The sequence below is a fragment of the Blastococcus colisei genome, from assembly GCF_006717095.1.
Taxonomy (GTDB): domain Bacteria; phylum Actinomycetota; class Actinomycetes; order Mycobacteriales; family Geodermatophilaceae; genus Blastococcus_B; species Blastococcus_B colisei.
The window spans coordinates 933,405-949,946 of sequence record NZ_VFQE01000001.1; the positions used below are offsets into that span (position 1 = coordinate 933,405).

The following is a 16,542-nucleotide window of genomic DNA, read 5'->3' on the forward strand; positions in this document are numbered from 1 at the left end:
CGTCACGCTGTCCTCGGTTACTGCGGCGTTCGAGTCCGCCTGGACGCCGGACTGGCCGCTGGACCTCGCGCGGGCACTGGGCCCGCACCGCCGCGGCATCGGGGACCCGACCATGCGGGTGGCGGCCGACGGGATCTGGCGGACCACGACGACCGACGACGGCCCGGCCACCGTGCGGATCGCCCTCGGAGCCGGCACGGTCCAGATCACGGCGTGGGGGCCGGGGGCCGAGCGTGCCGGGGCGACGGTGCCCGAATGGCTGGGCGCCGCCGACCGCACCGACGGCTTCGACCCCTCCGGCCACCCCGTGGTCGCCGAGCTGCACCGCACGACGCGGTGGCTGCGGCTGGGTCGCACGGGCCGCACCTGGGATGCGCTCGTGCCCGCGGTCCTGGAGCAGAAGGTGACCGTCGTCGAGGCCAACCGGGTGTGGCGGGACCTGTTGCGCCTGGCCGGTGCGCCGGCGCCGGGACCAGCCCCCGACGGGATGCGGGTGCTCCCGTCGGCGTCACGGGTGCTGGACGTCACCGACTGGGAGTGGCACCGCTGCGGCCTGGACGGGGCCCGCCGGCGGGCGCTGCGGGCGGTGGCGTCCGTCGCGTCGCGACTCGAGCCGGAGGTGGCCGGGAACTCGGCCGCGCTGCAGCGGCGGCTGTGCTCGATACCCGGCATCGGGGTCTGGACGGCGGCCGAGGTGGTCCAGCGGACCCTCGGCTGCCCCGACACGGTGAGCGTGGGGGACTACCACCTGAAGAACGTCGTGGGCTGGGCTCTGGCAGGTCGGAGGAACACCGACGACGCGGGCATGCTCGAACTGCTGGAGCCCTGGCGGGGCCACCGGCAGCGCGTGGTCCGCCTGCTGCTGGCCGGCGGTCCGCGCCGCCCGCGGCACGGGCCGCGCTTCGCGCCGACGGACTACCGGTCGATCTGACCCTCGGGACCGCTCAGAGCCCGTGCAGGAGCGCGAGCAGGTAGTCGCCGTAACCGCTCTTGCCCAGCGGCTCGGCCGCGCGCCGCAGCCCGTCGTCGTCGAGCCAGCCGTTGCGCCAGGCGACCTCCTCGATGCAGCCGATCTTGAGCCCCTGCCGTTCCTCGACCACCGAGACGAACTCGGTGGCCTGGCGCAGCGAGGCGAACGTGCCGGTGTCCAGCCAGGCGGTGCCCCGGTCCAGCGCCGTGACGGTCAGCCGCCCCTCGCGCAGGTAGTGCTCGTTGACCGCGGTGATCTCCAGCTCGCCCCGGGCGCTGGGGCTGATGCCGCGGGCCACCTCGACGACGTCGCCGGCGTAGAAGTACAGCCCCGGCACCGCGAAGGAGCTCTTGGGCCGGGCCGGCTTCTCCTCGATGGAGAGCACCCGGCCGTCGGTGTCGAACTCCACGACGCCGTACTCCCGCGGGTTGGAAACGTGGTAGGCGAAGACGTGCCCGCCGGCCGGGGAGGGGAGCCGGCTGAGGGCGGTGCCCAGTCCGGCGCCGTAGAAGATGTTGTCGCCGAGCACGAGGGCCGCGGGCTCGCCGTCGAGGAAGTCCGCCCCGATGAGGAAGGCCTGCGCCAGCCCCTCGGGGTGCGGCTGGACGGCGTACTCGATGCGCATGCCGAACCGGGCGCCGTCCCCGAGCAGCGCGCGGAAGGCGGCCTGGTCGCCGGGCGTGGTGATGATCAGCACCTCGCGGACGCCGGCCATCATCAGCGTCGAGAGCGGGTAGTAGATCATCGGCTTGTCGTACACGGGCATGAGCTGCTTGCTCACGGCCTGGGTGATGGGGAACAGCCGGCTCCCGGTCCCGCCCGCCAGAATGATGCCTCGCACCGCGTCACCGTATCGGGGGAACGCGTCGCGTCCGCCGCGCTGAACTGGGCCCTCCCCAGAAGGAGGGACCGGTCAGCCGGCCCTCAGGAGGACAGCGCGCGCAGTTCGGCGTACCGCGCCGCGCACTGCTCCATCGTCGGCAGCAGACCCGACTCCTGGGCCTCGGCGAGCGTCGGGGCGGCCCGGTCCTTGGCCGAGAACTCGAACTCGAGGCCGGAGGGCCACGGCAGGTCCAGCTCGGGGTCCATCGGGTCGACGCCGAACTCGCGGCCGGGGGAGTAGCCCGTGGACACCAGGTAGGTGACCGAGCTGTGGTCCGTCAGCGAGACGAAGGCGTGGCCCAGCCCCTCGGCGAGGTAGACCGCACGCGGCTCGGCGCTGTCGAGCAGGACCGAGTCGTGGACGCCGAACGTCGGCGAGCCGAGGCGGATGTCCACGACCACGTCGAGGACCTTGCCCGAGGGGCAGTACACGTACTTCGCCTGGCCGGGCGGGACGAGCGCGAAGTGCACCCCGCGCAGGGCGCCGCGGGCGGACACGCTGTGGTTGGCCTGGGCCAGGGTGAGCGCGAAGCCGGTGGCCTCGGCGAGCACGTCGGCGCGGTACCACTCGGTGAAGCGTCCGCGGGCGTCCCCGTGCGGCACGAGGTCCAGCACGTAGCTGTCCGGGACGGCGAGTTCGCGGATCTGCACGTGCCGACGTTATAGAACCGCCGGGAGGGTGCCGAGCCACAACCTCCCGACGAGTGAGGAGCCGCCGGGCGTCCCGACGGGCTCCCAGCGGGTCGCCCATCCCTCGGCGTGCAGCTGCACGATCGCCGCGCCGAGCAGGGCGCCCAGGTTCAGCGCCGTCGTCAGGTTCGGGGTGTCGGTGAGGTGGACGTCGATGACGCCGTCGCCCTCGCCCCCGTGGCGGAGGACCACCGGGAACTCCGGGAGGGCGGCGCTGGCGACGCGGAAGGCGGAGGCCGCCGCGGAGAGCTCGCCGGCCCGCGGGACCAGTTCGGCGCCCGGCTCCCGGGCGCGGACGAGGTCGCGCGCGCCGTAGGGGAAGAGGTCGTCGGCCGGCAGCCGCACGAGGGGCCGCGTGCCCGGATCGTCCTCGCCGGCCGGTGCCGGCGGGAGCCCGCGGACGACCGCGACGGGGACCCCGGCCAGCTTCCCCTTGACCAGGTCCGCGGCGGAGGCGAGCTCGTCGACGACCGCCACGCGGGTGGTCTCCAGACGGTTGCCCCAGGCGTCCACCGCTCCCCGGTGGTCGGTCAGCGCGGCGATCCCGGCCGAGCCGACCGCCACGTCCGTGAGCCCCTCGCGCCAGGTCCGGCCGAAGGTGTCGCTCACCACCACGGCGACCCCGACGCCGAGCAGCTCCCGGAGCCGGTCGCGCAGGCGGCGGGCGGAGGCGTCGGCGTCCTCCGGGAGGAGCACGAGGACGTCCTGGCGCACGTTCGAGGCGTCGATGCCCGCGGCGGCCACCACCCAGCCCTGACGGGTCTGGACGATCGCCAGGGGTCCGCGGCGGGCCACCACGCGCACCGCCTCGTCCTCGACCGCTTGCAGGCGGACCGCCTCGCGGTCGGCCCCGGGAGGCACGTGCAGGAGCCGGCCCTCCACCTTGGAGACCGCCTTGGAGGTGACGACGACGACGTCGCCGTCGGCCAGCCAGGGCGCCGCGCCCGCGATCGCCGCCGCCAGGTCGTCGTCCGGCGCGAACTCGGGTAGCCCGTGGACGGGCAGGATCGATACACCCGATGGAACGGCCCCGTCCCGGGCCCCACCCTGAGCCTGCGAAGGGTGGGCAGGACGGGGTCCTTCTTCAGCCATCGGCGGCATCGAGGGCGGCGCGGGCCAGCGCCGCGGTGGCCTCGGGGGAGGACATGAGCAGGGGCACCTGCCGGACGTCGACCCCCGGGACGTCCGCGGGGTCGTCGGGGGCCACCAGCCAGGCGTCGAGGAGGCCCTCGGCGGACCGGGCGCCGTAGTGCCGGCCGACGCCCTCGGCGCTGACCTCGATGCCCAGGGCGGGCAGGCAGCGGTCGGCCATCCCGCGGACGACGGCACCTCCGACGATGGGCGAGACGCCGACGATGCGGGCCGGGGAGGCGAGCAGCGCCGCGCGCAGGCCGGGGACGCCGAGGATCGTGCCGATCGACACCACCGGGTTCGACGGCGCGAGCAGGACGGCGTCGGCCGTGGCGAAGGACTCGACGACACCCGGGGCCGGGCGGGCCACGTCGACCCCGATCTGGACGAAGGCCCGCGGGTCGAGGGCGGCGCGGTGCCGAACCCACCACTCCTGGAAGTGGATCGCGCGCTGCCTGTCCGACTCCGGGTCGGGAACGACGACGTGCGTCTCGACCCGCTGGTCGCTCATCGGCAGCAGGGTCACACCCGGCTGCCAGCGGTCGGCGAGCGCCGCGGTCACCGCCGACAGCGGATAGCCGGCGTCGAGCATGCGGGTGCGGACGAGGTGGGTCGCCACGTCGCGGTCGCCCAGGCCGAACCAGTCGGGGTCGGCGCCGTAGGCGGCGAGCTCCTCCTTGACCGTCCAGCTCTCGCCGGCCCGGCCCCAGCCCCGCTCCTCGTCGATGCCTCCGCCGAGGGTGTACATCACGGTGTCGAGGTCCGGGCAGATCCGCAGGCCGTGCAATGTCACGTCGTCGCCGGTGTTGACGACGGCGGTGATCTCCGCCTCCGGCCGGGCGGCGCGAACCCCACGCAGGAATCGAGCCCCTCCGGTCCCACCAGCCAGCACGACGATCTGCACGAAAGACATCGTGCCCGATAGGCAGTTGTCGACTGTTCCACGGGCGTGTCGGGAGTTGGAACGAGATCTGACGAACGCCTGGTACAGGTGGGGCTGCTGTGGCGTGTCGCTTACACCGGGCGAAGTTGACGGGCAGGCAACGACACGCGTGTAATTCCGGCGATGTCATCGAGTGCTTGGCGGTCCGGGAACGTCCCGGGGACCGCGCACCGGGACAAGAGCGAGAGGGGACGCAACGACATGGCCGAGGTTTCGTGGTTGAGCGACTACGTCAGTGGCAACGACCGGTCCGACCGGTTCGGGGCGGGCGCCGGCCAGGGCTCGAGCCAGGGCATGGGCCAGGGGATCGCCGGCCTGCTGGGCATCGGTGCCGAGGCCGACGCCCAGTCGTGGCAGGAGCAGGCGCTGTGCGCCGAGACCGACCCCGAGGCGTTCTTCCCCGAGAAGGGCGGCTCCACCCGCGAGGCGAAGAAGATCTGCACCGGCTGCGAGGTCAAGGCGCAGTGCCTGGAGTACGCGCTCGCCAACGACGAGCGCTTCGGCATCTGGGGCGGCCTGTCCGAGCGTGAGCGCCGCCGGCTGCGTCGCCGCGCCGTCTGAAACCACTCCCTGCCCCACCGCTCGCGGCGGGAGCCGGCGGGGGCCAGGACGGGTCCGCCGCCCGAGAACGAGACAGCATGACCTGACCCCTCGGGTCATCCCACAGCCGCCGACGGTGCCCGTCGGCGGCTGTGGTCGTATTCGGGGGTGTTCACCCGGGTCGCCGTCGGTCGTGCCGGGGTGGTCCGCGAGGTCCGTGCAGCGGGTCCGCTGATGGCCGCTCTTCGCGCCCCGGCGACCGCCCGCGGGCCCTGGCTCACCGCCGTGCTCAACGCGGGGGCCGCCCGCCGTGGCGGCGGCCGGCCGGTGGCGATCGTGGTCGAGCCGCACGCGCAGGGCCGTCCGGAGGCCGTGGCGTTCCTCACCCTGCGCCGCCGCGGCCTGGCGACACACGTCACGATGCTGGGCGACGGGGTGGGTCCGGTTCCCGGTGGTCGGCCGCCGGCACGGCTGCTCGCCCGCGACGGACGGGCCGCCGAGCTGCTCGCGGTGGGGATCTGCGACCTGCTGAACTCGCTGCGGGGTCCCCGGCGGCTGTCCCTGACGGGCCTGCCGCTGGGCGATCCGACGGCGCGGGCGCTGGCGGCGCAGCTGCCCGACGGGCTGATCGCCAACGCCCGCAGCAGTGGGACCGTCGACGGGCTCGACGGCGTGGGTGAGGTGGCGCGGAGCCAGGAGTCGCGCGACCTCGAGCGACTGCTGCCCGCGGTGCTGGCCCGCGAGCCGGACCGTCGGAGGCGGGACTTCCTGCGGGCCGCCGCCCGCCTGCACGCCGCGATCGGGCAGGTCGAGCTGGCCGTGCTGCCCGGCGGCGAGCAGCCGCGAGCCGCGCTGCTCACCCTCGTCGACGGCGCCGACCGCTGGCCCTGGTGGGGCTGGACCGACGTCGGGGGCCTCGACCCCGGCATGGGTGCGCCGGTGGTCGCGCTGACCGATCCAGCGCATGGCTGGCCCTGAGCGTCAGCCGCCGTAGGTGATCACGCTGGCCCCGTCGTCCCGCGTGCCCACGCGCTCGTCGCCGAGCTCGAGCAGGCCGGTGGCAGCCTCCCGCCCGTTCCCGGCCCGGCCGTCACGGGGAGCGGCGGTCACCGTGAACTCGTAGACCCGTCCGGTGGCGACAGGGGGCGAGCCGAACGGCTCGCGCCAGGTCGGGAACGCACCCGAGACGCGGAGCGTGTCGCCGTCGGGTCGCACGGCGAGCTCCGGCGCGGACAGCTGGGCGTACTCGGTGACCGACCGGCTGCAGCCGGCCGCGACGGGGTCCTCGGGCGCCTCGTCGCGCAGGCAGTTGTACGTCTCGAGTTCCACCTCGGCGGTCGCCCGCCCGTCCGCCGCGGTCACCCGCACCGTCGGAGCGGCCACCGTGACGCCGACGGCGTGCCGTTCCAGGACGACGTTCTCGAACGCCAGCTCCGCCGACACGGAACCGGGCGCCGGTCCGGGCGAGGTGCTCGCCCGCTCCGGCCGGGCGTCCCTGTCCCCGACGCCGGCGGGGTTCGGGGCCCGGGCGGTCGCGACCGCCGCGGCCGCACCGATCAGCAGCAGCGCGGTGACGGCCATCGCGACCAGCACGCCGGTGCTCCCGGACCTGTCCCGTGGTGGCACGGGCGTCGCCGGCGGGCGAGGCGCGGGGGCGCTGAGTGCCGGCCAGCCCGCGTCCGGGAGAGGTGGGGCGGGCACGGAGCCGGGTGGGGACTCCAGGAAGCCGGGCAGGTCGTCGACGACGGGACCGGGGGGTGGCGGTGCGGCCGCTCGGGTGCCGGGGCGGCGGCGCCGGGCCCTGACGGCGAGTGCGCCGAGCACCGGCAGGAGCATCCCCAGCACCAGGCCGAGCACGAGCCACGGCCCGGCGGTCACGGGGATCTCCATCGCGGTCAGCATCCCAGGGCGTCCCGCGCGGGCTCGCCGGTGACCGCCGGGCCGCCCTGCTCAGCCGGTGGGGTCGATCTCCTCGGGGTCCCGGCCCAGCAGGACCGCGACCTGGTCGACGACCACGTCGCGCACGAGGTCGGCGAGGTCGTCGCGGTCATGCGCCCGGATCTCCAGCGGTCGCCGGTAGACGACGATCCGCGGCGGCACCTCGCGGCCGTTGTCGCGGTGGGCGGGCAGCACCCGGGCCAGCGGCACGGAGGCGTCGTCCAGGACGTCGGCGTCCAGGACGACGTCGTCGGGACTGGTGTGCTCGACCCAGGGCACGTCCTCGACGGCGAACTCGACGCCGGCCAGCTCACGCTCCCAGCGGCGCTCGATGTCCTCCACGGCGTCGAGGACCAGGTCGTCGAACTGCTCGGCGCGGCTGCGGGCCAGCGGGACCTCGCTGGGCACCAGGCGGCCGCGCAGTCCGCGACCGTGGCGGTCGCGGCGGGAGCGGTTCGGGGGTCGGCTCATGACGGGTCGAAGGGTACGGCCACCGGCGGGGCTGCGGCCGAGACACGGGTGCGGGAAGGGCCAGGACCGGTGTCGGTGCCTGCGGGGTCATCGTGCAGGATGGGGCGCGGCGTCCACCGTCGACCAGATTTCCGGTGCGCCTGCTCCCATCGACCGCCGAGCGCGATTACTGTGCCGAGCGTGAGGAACCGGTGGTGAGGCAGTCACGTCGCTGCTCGCGCAGCGGCTGCGCGCAACCGGCAGCGGCGACTCTGACCTACGTGTACGCGGAGTCGACGGCCGTTGTCGGTCCGTTGGCGACGTTCTCCGAGCCGCACAGCTACGACCTGTGCGAATTCCACGCCGAGCGCCTGACGGTTCCGCGCGGCTGGGAGGTCGTCCGCCACGAGATCGACCTCGACGACGCCGGGCCGACCGGTGACGACCTGCTCGCCCTGGCTGACGCCGTCCGCGAGGCGGCGCGCCCCGAGCCGCCGCGAAACCCCGCCGACGACGGCAGTGGCACCCGTCGTGGACACCTCCGGGTCTTGCCTGACCTGACCTGAGTTCCCTTGCGGTGAGGGCGGGACGTCGGCGCTCGTAGCGAGCGCGCGGCGTTTCCAGCACACCGTTGGACCCTGCTCGCGGCAGCCCAGAAGGATCTGCGGGTACCCGTGTTCCCCCTCCGGGGAAAGTGCCGGCCGTTCATGAAGTAGTCGCGCGACGACCGTGCCGTCGGCCGGGTGAGATCGGCGGCCTCCCGCTCAGGTGTTCGTGGCCGCGCAGGCCGTCATCGTCGCAGCCAGCACTCAGCGCTGGTGCGAGGGCAGGGCTACCGCGGCATCCGGACCCGCAGGCTGGAGGTTGGGACGCGGCGCCCGGGCAGGCGCGGGTTCCTACCTCACCCTCAACGCAGTGGGCGTGAGTCCCAGCGTTCAGAAGGGGATGCGCGGGTCGGGTGGGGCGGGCCTGGATGCGCGGATCGCGGCGCGGGCCGCGGCGTACTTCTGCTGGCCGGTGGGTGGTGGTGGGAGGGCGGTGGGGGTGCTGCCGTCGTCGGTGCCGAAGGCGGGCGGGTGGGTGGTGAGGGTGCGTCCGCTGGGCAGGGTCCACACCAGGCCGCCGTCGGGGTCGCGGTGCAGTCGCCAGCCGGGGGCTTGGTGGGAGAGGCGGTGGTGGTGTTCGCACAGGCAGGCGAGGTTGTCGTGCGCCGTGGGCCCGTGGGGGTGGGGGGTCTGGTGGTCGAGGTCGCAGCAGCGGGCGCGGGTGCGGCAGCCGGGGAAGCGGCAGCGTCGGTCGCGGAGTTGGACGAAGCGGTGGAGGGGGTCGGTGGGGCGGTAGGCGTGGGTGCCCGGTGGGGGTCTGAGTCCGTGGCCGGTGGTGGCGGCGTGCCGGAGTTCGGTGCTGTCGGTGAGCGCCAGCAGCGTGCCGGTCAGTTGGTCGGTCACCGCGATGCGGGGCCGTTCGGCGAGCGCGGTGTCGATCAGCCGGCGGGTGTCCAGCAGTCGGGTCAGCGCCGCCCGTGCTGCTGTGTCGGCGACGCCGGTCCGGGTCTGCCGGGCGGCGCCGGTGAGGGTGGTGAGTAGTTCCTGGGCTGCGGTGAGTTCCGCGCTGCGCAGCGCGGCGATGTCGGTGTCGGGCCGGCGGCCAGGGGAGGCGGCTGCGGCGGAGGGGCCCGGCTCGGCGGTCGCGGCCTCCCCGGCAGCGCCGCGCTCGGCGACGCCGCCCTCAGCAGCGCCGTCCTCAGCGGTGCCCCCCTCGGCGGTGTCGGTGTCGGTGTCGGGGTCGGTGTCGTCGGCGGTGTCGGCGTGGGCCGCCTCCGTGTCGTCGCCCTGCCCGTCAGCGCCGGGCGTGTCGGTGTCGGTGTGGTGGCCGTCGGTGTGGTGGTTCTCGGTGTCGCCGGGGGTGGGTGCGGGGCGGGGGAGCAGGCCGAGGGTGTAGGCGAGTTCGCGGAGGAGTGCGGCGGGCACGAGGTCGCCGTCGACCTCGGCCGGCTCGTCGGCGCCGGGTCCGTGTCCGGTGAGGGTGTCCACGCCGGTGACCAGGGTGAGTGCGATCTGCACCGGCGGGTGGTCGGCGTGCGGGCGCAGGATGAGGTCGGCGAGGCAGTCGGCCATGCGCTGCTGGTGGGTGCGGGGGTCACGGTCGCCGTTCTCGTCGTATGCGCAGGCCGTGGCGTAGGCGCTGAGCGTCTGGTGGCAGGCGCGGGCGAGCGGGGTGGCCCACAGCGTGGTCATCGCCGTCATGCCGTCGTCGCGGGCGTCCAGCCGGACCTGCCTGTTCCGCACGGCGGCGGCCAGTCGTTGCGCGGCGGCGGCGGCGTCGATGCGGGCGACCGCGCGCCGCAGACAGGCCCGCAGGGCGGCGGTGGTCTGCCGCGGGGCCCGGGGCAGCACCGCCGCCTGCACCTGCGCGCGTTTCTGCGGGGTGGACACCGGGCCGGCGATCTCGACCATCACGTGCGCGTGGGCGGGGGAGATGTCGCCGGCGCCCAGCGCGGCGAGGGTGGCGGGCAGGCCCTCCACCAGGGTCACCGCCTCGACGAGCATGAGGGAGGCGGTCCGCGCGGAGACGCCCAGCGTGGCCGCGGCCTCGTCCACGGCCCATTCGCTGACCTCGGTGAGTGCGGCGGGCCGGGCCGCGACCGATGCCGCCGAGGCCGCGCCCCGCTCGCCGGGTGCGCGGTCGAACATCGCCGCCGGGCGGCTGCGGGCGAAGGCGGCCAGGGCCCGGGCGCGGGCGGCGGCGGCGCGGGCGGCGTCCCGGTCGGCGGCGGCCGCCTGGTCGAGCTGGGCCGCGCCGGCCGACAGCAGCCGGGCTCGGGCGTCGAGGAAGCGCTGGTGCTCGTCGCGGACGAAGTCGGCGGCATCGGGGTAGTCGGCGCCGAACTCGGTCTCGAGGCAGGCGATGACGTAGGCGTCGTACTCCGCCGCCGTCAACACCACCACGTCGTCGAACACATGTTCGATGATAGCGGACGTGCGGGGGCCTCACCAGCGGTTTCGGAGGAGCGTTGCTCCGGGTGCGGCGACCGGGCTGGTCGTCCGGCAGCCGGTCCCAGGTCCGCGGCGGTGCCCCCGAGCCGTGGCCCGCCGGCCGCCGTTAGGGTCGGCGACGCCGGGTGTCACCCGGCCGCATGATGTCGCGAGCGAGGGTGAGCTGCGTTGCCGGACCTGTCACCGATCATCAAGGCGTACGACGTCCGCGGCGTCGTGCCCGGCGACTGGGACGAGGATGTCAGCCGGGCGATCGGCGCGGCGTTCGCCGAGTTCGTGATGAGCGACGGCGAGGCCACCGCGGTGGTCACCGCCCATGACATGCGCGAGTCCTCGGTGCCGCTGTCGCGGGCCTTCGCCGAGGGCGTGATCAGCCGTGGCGTCGACGTCGTCGAGGCGGGCCTGGGCTCCACCGACCTCCTGTACTACGCGTCCGGGTCGCTCGACATGCCGGGCGCGATGTTCACCGCCAGCCACAACCCCGCGCAGTACAACGGCATCAAGATGTGCCGCGCCGGTGCGGCGCCGATCGGCCAGGACTCCGGCCTGGCGACGATCCGCGAGTGGGCCGAGCGCGACGCCTACGACCGTGTCCCCGACCGGGTCGGGACGGTCAGCTCCCAGGACGTCCTCGCCGGGTACGCGGACCACCTGCACTCGCTCGTCGACCTGTCGGGCATCCGCCCGCTGACCGTCGTCGTCGACGCCGGGAACGGCATGGGTGGGCACACAGTCCCCGTTGTCCTCGCGGGCCTGCCGCTGGAGATCGTGCCGCTGTACTTCGAGCTCGATGGCAGCTTCCCCAACCACGAGGCCAACCCCCTCGACCCGGCGAACCTCGTCGACCTGCAGGCCGCCGTCCGCGAGCACGGCGCCGACATCGGCCTGGCCTTCGACGGCGACGCCGACCGGGTGTTCGTCGTCGACGAGAACGGCGACCCGGTGAGTCCCTCGGCGGTGACGGCTCTGGTCGCCGTCCGCGAGCTGGCCAAGGGCCGCGGGACGACGATCATCCACAACCTGATCACCTCCCGGGCGGTCCCCGAGATCGTCCGTGAGTACGGGGGCGAGCCGGTCCGGACCCGCGTCGGGCACTCCTTCATCAAGGAGGAGATGGCCCGCACCGACGCGGTCTTCGGGGGTGAGCACTCCGCGCACTACTACTTCCGCGACTTCTGGCGGGCCGACACCGGCATGCTCGCCGCCATGCACGTGCTGGCCGCGCTGGGAGAGCAGTCCCGGCCGCTGTCGGAGCTGACCGCCGCCTACAGCCGGTACGCGGCATCCGGCGAGATCAACTCCACGGTCGCCGACACCTCGGCGACGATGGGCGAGGTCCGCGATGCCTTCGCGGAGCAGGACGGCGTCGCCGTCGACGAGCTGGACGGCCTGACGGTGCAGCTGCCCGACGGCGCGTGGTTCAACCTGCGGGCCAGCAACACCGAGCCGCTGCTGCGGCTCAACGTCGAAGCGCCGGACGAGGCGCGGATGACCGAACTTCGGAATCGGATCCTGGGAATGGTGCGCGCATGACGGAGACCTCGAACCCGGCGACCGGGCCCCTGGGCCTGGACCCGCACCTGCTCTCGATCCTGGCCTGCCCGGACACCCACCACAGCCCGCTCACCGTCGACGAGCAGGCCGGCGAGCTGCTGTGCACCACGTGCGACCGGGCCTTTCCGGTGCGCGACGGCATTCCCGTCCTCCTGCTGGACGAGGCCCGTCACCGGAGCGCGTGACGCCAAGATGACGGGGAGCGCCCGATGACGTCGCCCGAGCTCGCCGAGGAGGTCCTCGACGACCTCGACCTGCTGCGCGCGCGGGACCCGAGGGGCCTGCTGCCGGCGGTCGCGGGAGCCGGCGCCCAGGTCCGGGAGACTGCGCGGCTCACCGCCGAGGCGGGCCTGGCGCGGGTGACCGGAGGGGGCCGGCCCCGCGGGCTGGTCATCGTCGCCCGCCGCGAGGGCGCGGTGGCCGCCTCGGTGCTGCGGGCGCTGCTGGGCCCCTCCAGCCCGGTCACCGTGGAGGTCGTGCCAGGACCGACGCTGCCGGTGTGGTCCGGCCCGAGCGACATCGCCGTCGTGGCCACCCGCACCGGTGCCGGAACCTACGCGGTCGCCCCCGCCTACGAGGCCGCCCGGCGAGGCGTCGCACTCGTCGGCATCGGGGCCGAGGACGCGCCGTTGCGCGCCGCGTGCTCCGCGGCCCGTGCCCCCTACGTCGCGCTGCCGGGCTCCCGGGTGCAGCACACCACACTGTGGTCGCTGCTCACGCCGCTGCTGCTCCTGGCCCGTGATCTGGAGCTGCTCCCCGCGGAGGTCGCCGACCCCGAGGCGATCGCCACGGCGCTCGACGAGGTCGCCATGGAGTGCGGCCCCGCCCGGGAGTCGTTCGTCAATCCGGCCAAGACCCTCGCCCTGGAGCTGCTCGACGCCCTGCCGGTGATCGTCGCCGAGGGGCCGCTCGCCGGGGCGGCGGCCGCCCGGATCGCCGACCAGCTGGCCACCCTCGCCGGGCTGCCCGCGACCGGGTTCCGACTGCCGGACCAGCGCGTCGCGGCCTGCGCGGTCCTCGGCGGGCCGCTGGCCCCGCGCGACGCGGACGACTTCTTCCGGGACCGTGCCGACGATCCGGGCCGCCGGCTGCGCCTGCTGACCATCCGCGACACCGACGCCGGTGGGGACGACGGCGCGGGGGAGCGGGAACCGCGCTCGGCCGCCGCCGCGACGGACGAGGTGCTGCGCACCGCGGCCGCCCACACCGTCCCGGTCAGCGGGCTCGCCGAGCACGGTGACCCGGGCCGCTTCGCCCGACTGCCCCGCCTGGCGCGGCAGCTGGCCGTCGCCGACTTCAGCGCCGTCTACCTGGCACTCGCACTCGACAACGAGCGGGCCCTCCGCCCATGACCCTGCGTCGACGGCCCGGCCGCGGCAGCCGAGGGCTTCGACGGGGCGCGACCGGGTATCAGCGCCGGGAATCGTCGAGCGCATCCGCGCGCGGCACGGCCGGACGAGCCAAGATCACAAGGACAGCGCACACGTGCTGACCGACCGGAAGGACTTCCCGTGGCGGGTGGACTGGTAGCCCTGCTGGACGACGTGGCGGTGCTGGCGCGCGCCGCCGCCGCCTCGATCGACGACATCGGGGCCGCCGCAGGGCGAGCCAGCATGAAGGCGGCCGGCGTCGTCGTCGACGACACCGCGGTCACGCCGCAGTACGTGCACGGCCTCAACGCCGAGCGCGAGCTGCCGATCATCCGGAAGATCGCCTTCGGCTCGCTGCGCAACAAGCTCCTGATCATCCTGCCCGCGATCCTGCTGCTCAGCCAGTTCCTGCCCTGGCTGCTCACGCCGATCCTGATGATCGGCGGTGCCTACCTCTGCTACGAGGGGGCGGAGAAGATCTGGCACCGGATCAGCGGCCACGCCGAGGCCCACGCCACGGTGGAGGACGCGCTCCCGGACGAGAAGACCATCGTGTCGGGGGCCGTGCGCACCGACTTCATCCTGTCGGCCGAGATCATGGTCATCAGCCTCAACGAGGTGGCGAGCGAGGCCTTCCTCTCGCGGGCGGCCATCCTGGTCGTCGTCGCCATCGGGATCACGGTGCTGGTCTACGGCGTCGTCGGCCTGATCGTGAAGATGGACGACGTCGGGCTGGCTCTTTCCCAGCGCTCCGGGAAGGGCATCGCCCGCTTCGGCCGCGGACTGGTGAAGGCCATGCCGCGGTTGCTCAGCGCCCTCACCGTCATCGGGACCGTGGCGATGCTGTGGGTGGGTGGGCACATCATCCTGCTGGGCACCGACGAACTGGGCTTCCACCCGCTGTACGAGTTCGTGCACCACCTCGAGGAGGCCGCGCACGATGCCACCGGCGCGCTGGGCGGGGTGGTCGGCTGGATCGTCAACACGCTGGGCAGCGCGATCCTCGGGCTGGCCGTCGGGGCGCTGGTCGTGCTGGTCATGAACCTGACGTTCCACCGCAAGAAGAAGACGGCCGAGGCCCACTGAAGAAGTCGAAGGACCCCGTCCTCCTCACCCTTCGCAAGATCGGGACGAGCCTCGGGGCGGGGCCTTACCCCACCGCTCGCAGCTCGCGGCGGTGCCATGGGAAGGGCCGGGCCTCGGGACGGGGCCGGTGGCCGTTGGGGGACAGTGGGAGTCATGCACTCGGGGAAGACCGACCGCACTCTGCTGTCACCGGAGCGCCGCCGGGCCGACCGGGACGCGCTCGCCGAGGGCGTCGTCGACGTCCTCGTGATCGGCGGCGGGGTGACCGGCGCGGGCGCGGCGCTGGACGCGGCCAGCCGTGGGCTGTCGGTGGCGATCGTGGAGGCGCGCGACTGGGCGGCGGGGACGTCGAGCCGCTCGAGCAAGCTCATCCACGGTGGGCTGCGCTACCTCGAGCAGTTCGCGTTCCCGCTGGTCCGCGAGGCGCTGTCCGAGCGTTCCCGGCTGGTCCAGACGATCGCCCCGCACCTGGTGACCCCGCTGCCCTTCCTGCTGCCGCTCACCGCGCCGGTCTGGCAGCGCGCCTACTTCGGCGCCGGGGTCGCCCTCTACGACGTGCTCGGCGCTGCCTTCACGCCGGGTCGGGAGATTCCTCGCCACCGGCACCTGTCCCGGACGAAGACCCTGGCGGCCTTCCCGGCGCTGAGGGGCGACGTCGTGCGCGGTGCCATCCGCTATTGGGACGCCCAGGTGGACGACGCGCGGCACACCCTCGCCGTCGTGCGCACCGCGGCCGGGTACGGGGCGCGGGTGCTCTCCAGCGCCCGGGTGACCGGGCTGCTGCGGGACGGCGCGGGCACGGACTCGCCGGTCGTCGGTGCCCGCGTCGCTGACCTGACCGACGGGTCGTCGTTCTCGGTGCGGGCCCGCAGCGTCGTGGCCGCGACCGGTGTCTGGAGCGACGACATCGGGTCGATGCTCGGCGACTCGGCGCCGAGCCTCAAGGTGCGGGCCTCCAAGGGGGTGCACCTGGTCCTGCCCGGGTCGGCCATCGACCGGGCCGGGCTCGGCGAGGCGGGTGGCTCGCAGGCCGGCCTGATCCTCCGGACACCCACCAGCGTGCTGTTCGTCATCCCGTGGGGCGAACGCTGGATCGTCGGCACCACCGACACGCCGTGGCGGCTGGACCGCGACCATCCCGCGGCGAGCAGCGCCGACATCGACTACATCCTCGATCAGGTCAACCGGGTGCTCGTACGGCCGGTCGGCACCGACGACATCCTCGGTGTCTACGCGGGCCTGCGGCCGCTGCTGGCGGGGGAGTCCGACGAGACGAGCCGGCTCTCGCGCGAGCACGCCGTCATCACCCCGGTCCCCGGCCTCGTCCTGGTCGCCGGCGGCAAGTACACGACCTACCGGGTCATGGCCGAGGACGCCGTCGACGCGGCGGTCGCCGGCCTGCCGGGAGTCCCGGCGTCCCGGACGGCGCGGCTGCCACTGGTCGGCGCGCACCGCTGGCAGGACGTCAGGGTCCGGGCGGCCGAGCTCGCGGCCGCCGGCGGGGTGCCCGAGGAGACCGTGGGACGGCTGCTGCGCCGGCACGGCGACCGCATCCAGGACGTCCTCGACCGGGTGCGGGACGACCCGGCGCTGGGCCGGCCGCTGGAGGGGGCGCCGGGCTACCTGGCCGCTGAGGTGCTGCACGCCGTCGTCGCCGAGGGGGCGCTGCACCTCGACGACGTCCTGACGCGGCGGACCCGCGTGTCGATCGAGACCGCGCACCGTGGGGTCGAATCGGCCCCGGAGGTGGCCCGTCTCATGGCCACGACCCTGGGCTGGGACGAGGAACGGACCGCGCGCGAGGTGGCGCACTACGCCGCGCGCGTCGACGCCGAACGGGAGTCCCAGCGGATGCCCGACGACCACACCGCGGACGCCGCCCGGCTCGGTGCCCCGGACGTGCGCGCGGGGGTGTGAGCCACCGGTCCCGTGGCGGTCGCTGAGGGGTCCCCCTCCCACGGGTGAAGACCTCCTGCGGGACCGGCCCGGGCC

16 protein-coding genes are annotated in these 16,542 nt (G+C 74.6%); 9 read left to right on the forward strand and 7 right to left on the reverse strand.

The window, feature by feature from the left end; genetic code table 11:
• Positions 1-112: 112 nt before the first annotated feature.
• The gene (locus tag FHU33_RS04435; protein ID WP_246063260.1) at positions 113-931 is read left to right on the forward strand and encodes a DNA-3-methyladenine glycosylase family protein; all 819 of its coding nucleotides are present in this window, start codon (positions 113-115) and stop codon (positions 929-931) included.
• A 13-nt stretch (positions 932-944) separates the two neighbouring features.
• Here the strand turns inward: FHU33_RS04435 and rfbA are convergent, their stop codons facing one another.
• From rfbA to cofD, 4 genes are all read right to left on the reverse strand, one after another.
• Positions 945-1,811, reverse strand: coding sequence for a glucose-1-phosphate thymidylyltransferase RfbA (gene rfbA / locus FHU33_RS04440; protein WP_142024267.1), 867 nt, complete (start codon positions 1,809-1,811; stop codon positions 945-947).
• 83 nt (positions 1,812-1,894) lie between these two features.
• A complete protein-coding gene (locus FHU33_RS04445) occupies positions 1,895-2,503 on the reverse strand; it encodes a dTDP-4-dehydrorhamnose 3,5-epimerase family protein (RefSeq protein ID WP_142024268.1) in 609 nt (202 codons plus the stop codon).
• Between the two features lie 9 nt (positions 2,504-2,512).
• Positions 2,513-3,634 (reverse strand): coenzyme F420-0:L-glutamate ligase, encoded by a 1,122-nt coding sequence (locus FHU33_RS04450; RefSeq protein ID WP_142024269.1) that lies wholly within the window; start codon positions 3,632-3,634, stop codon positions 2,513-2,515.
• Positions 3,627-4,577 (reverse strand): 2-phospho-L-lactate transferase, encoded by a 951-nt coding sequence (cofD, locus tag FHU33_RS04455; RefSeq protein WP_142024270.1) that lies wholly within the window; start codon positions 4,575-4,577, stop codon positions 3,627-3,629. The genes FHU33_RS04450 and cofD overlap by 8 nt, the downstream gene beginning before the upstream one ends.
• 333 nt (positions 4,578-4,910) lie before the next feature.
• Between cofD and FHU33_RS04460 the strand changes: the two genes are divergently transcribed.
• The gene (locus tag FHU33_RS04460; protein ID WP_170182547.1) at positions 4,911-5,177 is read left to right on the forward strand and encodes a WhiB family transcriptional regulator; all 267 of its coding nucleotides are present in this window, start codon (positions 4,911-4,913) and stop codon (positions 5,175-5,177) included.
• Positions 5,178-5,324: 147 nt separating this feature from the next.
• Positions 5,325-6,134: a hypothetical protein gene (locus FHU33_RS04465; RefSeq protein WP_142024272.1), complete on the forward strand. Its 810-nt coding sequence runs from the start codon at positions 5,325-5,327 to the stop codon at positions 6,132-6,134.
• Between the two features lie 3 nt (positions 6,135-6,137).
• Here the strand turns inward: FHU33_RS04465 and FHU33_RS04470 are convergent, their stop codons facing one another.
• Positions 6,138-7,046, reverse strand: coding sequence for a hypothetical protein (locus tag FHU33_RS04470; protein ID WP_142024273.1), 909 nt, complete (start codon positions 7,044-7,046; stop codon positions 6,138-6,140).
• A gap of 60 nt (positions 7,047-7,106) precedes the next feature.
• Complete coding sequence (locus FHU33_RS04475) at positions 7,107-7,565, reverse strand: metallopeptidase family protein (RefSeq protein WP_142024274.1); 459 nt, start codon at positions 7,563-7,565, stop codon at positions 7,107-7,109.
• Positions 7,566-7,759: 194 nt separating this feature from the next.
• On the opposite strand from FHU33_RS04475, the gene FHU33_RS04480 reads away from it, so the two are divergent.
• Positions 7,760-8,110: a DUF3499 domain-containing protein gene (locus tag FHU33_RS04480; RefSeq protein ID WP_097182248.1), complete on the forward strand. Its 351-nt coding sequence runs from the start codon at positions 7,760-7,762 to the stop codon at positions 8,108-8,110.
• 369 nt (positions 8,111-8,479) lie between these two features.
• Here the strand turns inward: FHU33_RS04480 and FHU33_RS04485 are convergent, their stop codons facing one another.
• Positions 8,480-10,504: an HNH endonuclease signature motif containing protein gene (locus FHU33_RS04485; RefSeq protein ID WP_142024275.1), complete on the reverse strand. Its 2,025-nt coding sequence runs from the start codon at positions 10,502-10,504 to the stop codon at positions 8,480-8,482.
• A gap of 204 nt (positions 10,505-10,708) precedes the next feature.
• Between FHU33_RS04485 and FHU33_RS04490 the strand changes: the two genes are divergently transcribed.
• From FHU33_RS04490 to FHU33_RS04510, 5 genes are all read left to right on the forward strand, one after another.
• Entirely contained in the window at positions 10,709-12,073 is a 1,365-nt protein-coding gene (locus FHU33_RS04490) for a phosphomannomutase/phosphoglucomutase (protein WP_142024276.1), read from the forward strand.
• A complete protein-coding gene (locus FHU33_RS04495; protein ID WP_246063261.1) occupies positions 12,070-12,279 on the forward strand; it encodes a Trm112 family protein in 210 nt (69 codons plus the stop codon). The genes FHU33_RS04490 and FHU33_RS04495 overlap by 4 nt, the downstream gene beginning before the upstream one ends.
• A gap of 24 nt (positions 12,280-12,303) precedes the next feature.
• Complete coding sequence (locus FHU33_RS04500; RefSeq protein WP_142024277.1) at positions 12,304-13,446, forward strand: SIS domain-containing protein; 1,143 nt, start codon at positions 12,304-12,306, stop codon at positions 13,444-13,446.
• A gap of 159 nt (positions 13,447-13,605) precedes the next feature.
• Positions 13,606-14,550, forward strand: a complete 945-nt coding sequence (locus FHU33_RS04505) for a DUF808 domain-containing protein (protein ID WP_142024278.1) — start codon at positions 13,606-13,608, stop codon at positions 14,548-14,550.
• 153 nt (positions 14,551-14,703) lie between these two features.
• Positions 14,704-16,467, forward strand: coding sequence for a glycerol-3-phosphate dehydrogenase/oxidase (locus FHU33_RS04510; RefSeq protein ID WP_142024279.1), 1,764 nt, complete (start codon positions 14,704-14,706; stop codon positions 16,465-16,467).
• The last annotated feature ends 75 nt before the right edge of the window (positions 16,468-16,542 follow it).